The sequence below is a fragment of the Coleofasciculus sp. genome (genome assembly GCF_046539235.1).
Lineage (GTDB): Bacteria > Cyanobacteriota > Cyanobacteriia > Cyanobacteriales > Coleofasciculaceae > Coleofasciculus.
In genome coordinates this window covers 1-4,231 of the sequence record NZ_JBKHHI010000509.1, presented here as the reverse complement: position 1 = coordinate 4,231, position 4,231 = coordinate 1, and the positions used below count along the sequence as shown (strand labels likewise).

At 44.3% G+C, this 4,231-nt stretch carries 3 protein-coding genes; 1 reads left to right on the top strand and 2 read right to left on the bottom strand.

What is annotated here, in order from left to right:
• Positions 1-188: 188 nt before the first annotated feature.
• The gene (thiL, locus tag ACLFWI_RS27665) at positions 189-1,196 is read right to left on the bottom strand and encodes a thiamine-phosphate kinase (protein WP_446415601.1); all 1,008 of its coding nucleotides are present in this window, start codon (positions 1,194-1,196) and stop codon (positions 189-191) included.
• A gap of 68 nt (positions 1,197-1,264) precedes the next feature.
• The gene (locus ACLFWI_RS27660) at positions 1,265-2,299 is read right to left on the bottom strand and encodes a hypothetical protein (RefSeq protein ID WP_446415600.1); all 1,035 of its coding nucleotides are present in this window, start codon (positions 2,297-2,299) and stop codon (positions 1,265-1,267) included.
• A gap of 112 nt (positions 2,300-2,411) precedes the next feature.
• Between ACLFWI_RS27660 and ACLFWI_RS27655 the strand changes: the two genes are divergently transcribed.
• A partial coding sequence (locus ACLFWI_RS27655; protein ID WP_446415599.1) for a pentapeptide repeat-containing protein occupies positions 2,412-4,231 on the top strand: 1,820 nt, incomplete at its 3' end.

The window sequence follows — 4,231 nt, the reverse complement described above, 5'->3', positions numbered from 1 at the left end:
CAGCGAATAAAGAAAAGATGGAGCAATCTCAAGATTCTAAGTCAGGACCGGCTATGGCAGAAGAAATTAACGAAGCGGTCAAAGACATGGAAGATGCTGATTATGATTAGAGCATATGTATATATGAGCGCACCTTTTCCCACTATGAAATAATAGGATCAAAAACTAATCGAATTGTCTAGATTTTTTCAAAAATGCTGAAATCCTCGACTCAGGGTTAATAATTCATCTCTATATGTTCCCGTACTATCCCGGAGACAAACCGACCTACCGGATGTAATGGAACCAATAATTGCTGATCCGGCGGCAAATTTTTCGACAAATACCTGAGCCAATGGTTCCGACAAACATAACACCAGTTCAAAGTCTTCACCCCCATACAAAACCCAATCCCAAACTTGTTCTGGGGAAGTCAGCCGAGGTAATACGGAGGGGAGAGGAATCGCATCCCGTTCCACCACAGCCCCCACCCCACTCGCTCGACAAATTTGGGCGATCGCATCGGCAAGTCCATCGCTGCTATCCATTGCTGTTAGGGGGATTGGAGATTGGGAGGCTAAAATCTCCCAGAGTTGAGGTAAGATATCTAGTCTTGGCTGAGGGCGTTGGTGGGCTTGAATCAGACGCGATCGCTCTTTTTCATTCAAGTCTTTGCCGAATTCCGGATTAAGTAACAATTCCAACCCAACTCGTGATGCACCATGAACTCCTGTCACCACAATCGCATCGCCGACTTTAGCAGTAGAACGCCGCATGACGCGCGGGGGTAAGACTTGACCAAATGCAGTAATCGATACGGTAATCACCGGCGAGTGACAAACATCACCCCCGACAATGGGCGTATTATACGGCTGTAAACACTCAGACATACCTTGATAGAGTCGTTCAACCCAACTCACCGCCACATCACCCGGAAGACTCAAGCCAACGGTAATTCCTAGAGGTGATGAACCCATTGCAGCTAAATCCGATAAATTTGCCGCCACCGCACGCCAACCCACATCTTCAGCCGAAGTCGTGCGATCGCTAAAATGAATTCCATCTACTAAAACATCGGTTGTCACCACTAATAATTGCCCCGGTTCAGGATTTGGCATAATCGCCGCATCATCACCCACAATATCTGAGGGACAAAAACGCTGTAATCGTTTTAAAACACCCTGTTCTCCAATATCTCTAATCACATCATTAGTCATTTCATACCAAGTTTCCTTCTAACCTATCTAGGAACAGCGTTGCGTGAAGCTTTTATATATTGGGGATCTCAACTATCCACCATCAGCTTCAGACGCACAATCTGTTCGCCTGTTTCATCGAGGGGAACTTCAATCACGTCATTGGTGAGACGATCCAGACAGTTGAGGAGCGATCGCAGATGAGGGGTACTTGCCCCAGTATCGACGTATAATCGGTCGGATAGGCTACTCAGCCGTTTCCAGGTAGTGTAAAGTTTACCCACGGTTTGTTCCAACACAGATGCCTGTTTGACCAAATCAGCCGCCGTATTTAAGCAATCTAGCCGCAGGGCTTCCTGGAGTGCCAATTCCATATCCAAAGACGAGTGCTGAATCGCTTGCACTTGGGCAGCGGCGTCGAGGTATTTTGCCAAGAAACGGGCGTCTGATGTGGTTTGTTTCACCGTATCCACATCAGGATTTGCCGCGACTTCCTCTTGTAACGGTTTCAGATGGGATTCTGGCAACTTCTCCATTTCTTTCACTAACGGTGCCAGATAACGGGCGGGCATGGTTCCGGCTGAGGCTTTTTCCTTGACTTGATCAGGGAGTAACTCTGAGGACATGGCAGTCCATTCATCGGCTAGCTGCTTCACCTCACGCCGGGTAATCCGATCGCCTTGTTGCGCCTTATCGGTAACTAATTGTTGCACTTCGGGGGCAGATTTGGCAGTTTCCACAAATGCCCGTTTACTGAAATTGCGGATCGCATCGGGGTTGAGTTTGCCTTCGGCGAGGAGGGTATCGGCACTATTTGCCAGTTCAATCAGGGAATATGCCTGACTCTTACTAATTTCGCGACTTTTCAGCCAGTTGAGAAAGCCCGTACCGCGTCCATCTCCCCCTTTTTTCTCGCGATCGCGCACCACACGCAGAATCCGCCCGCGCCAGATCTCGGTTTGTAAGTCGAAGCGATCGCACACTCGCCAAGCATTATCGACAAGTTGCTGAAAGTCGTATTCCTGAATATCCTCATCCTCTGGATCAGGAAGCTGGAAATTCAAATCAACGGGTTCTTCAAGAACAGCCGCGAGTTCGGCAGTGGATTCGGGGATTTCAACCATAGGGATACTAATCGTCGAGTGATCAAACGGGGTGATTACAGCTTTTCAAATTATAGAGGGACGCCACCACTAGAGTAATAGGGGTGAGACAGGTGCGGGTAATGCACAAGATATGCCAATCGGCAAGGATTCAGCTCACTTTTTTGGCATCAATTATGCTATGCCTATAGATAGTAAGGTTGGCTACTCCCCTGTTCCCGTTATGCCCCAGGATTTTTCGGGTCAAAATCTCCAAGGTCGTTCATTTAAGGGTCAAGATCTCACGGGTGCTAATTTCAGCGACGCCGATATTCGAGGTGCAGATTTTTCTCAGGCGACTCTTCAAGGTGCTAACTTTAGTCATGCCCAGGCTGGATTACCACTGAGTTCAGTTATTAAATTATTACTCCTTTCGTTATCTTTATCCGCTTTATCAGGATTCATTCTCGTATTAAACATTTCGGCACAGGGCGCTTCCTTAATTTATTTACCTGTGTTGATTACGTCAGGCGTAGTTGTTGTTTTTGTGAGCATTAACGTTCGCCAAGATGTAGAGTTAGGCGTCGGGGCAGCTCTCATGGCAGCAATAGGCATAATGATGGTAGCTGTAATAGTAGCGATTACAGGAGCAGCATCGGCAGTAACAGCAACAGTAATAGCACTAACAGTATTTTTAACATCTAAGGAAGTGACCTATGCGGGGACAAAAGCATGGGCAATGGCAGCGTTTTTAGCTATTATGATGGCATTCATAGTGGTAGTAATCCCAGAAGATTTAGAAGAACCCTTAATTTTTGAAAGGTATGTAATAGTGGCAGTATTAGCGTTAATTTTTTATATTTATTCATGCACATCACCAAAAAATGAAATCAATAACTTTATTGGTGAAACAGCTATTTTCTTTTCCAGTTTAGGAGGAACAATTTTTTTTGAAGCTGATTTAACCGAGGCTAATTTTACCAAGGCAATACTCAGGAGTGCCAATTTCAAAAAAACAAATCTCACTCGTACTTGCTGGCATAAAGCCAAACACCTTCATCGGGCTAGGCTTTCTGATTCTATATTAGCTGATACTTCTGTGAGACAACTGCTAGTCAGTAGCGATGGCGATAATAAGAATTATGAAGGTAAAAATCTGAGAGGGGCTAATCTGACTAAAGTCAATCTTAATCAAGCGAATCTGAAAAACGCGGATATTAGTCAAGCCACGTTACAAAGCGCTAATTTAGAGTGGGCGATCCTCACTCAAGTGCAAGCAATTGGTACCGATTTTACTAATGCTTACTTAACAGGTGCTTATGGTTTGGGAACGTGGAATATTGACAGCACGACTACACTAGAACAGGTAGACTGTCGATTTGTTTACCTTTTAGAAAATTCAAAGCCTGGAACAGATGATCGCGAACGCCGTCCCAGTAGTGGTGAATTTGCACCTGGAGAATTTACCAAACTATTTCAAGAAGTTCTACATACTGTCGATCTAATATTCCGTAATGGCATTGATTGGAAAGCTTTTGTTACAGCATTCAATAAAGTACAGGTAGAGCATGAAGGTAAGGAAATTGCGGTTCATAGTATTGAAAATAAAGGAGATGGAGTCGTAGTTATTCGGGTAAATGTTCCGTTAGAAACAGATAAAGCGACAATTCATAGTCGGTTTATGCAAAACTATGAATTAGCCCTGAAAGCTATAGAAGACAAATATAAAGCAGAATTAAAAGGTAAACATGAACAGCTTACTATCTACCGCCAGGAAAATGCAAACATGAAGGAAATAATTAATCAACTAGCTAGTAGACCTATAATTATTATTAATGAATCTAGATCACAATCGGAGAGTAAATCGATGTCAGAAGCCTCTAAATATGACCAAAGTCATGCCCAGTTTGCAGGGGGTTTTGCTGAAACAGTTCATGGAGATCAGATAGGTGGCACTATTCACAACTATGCATT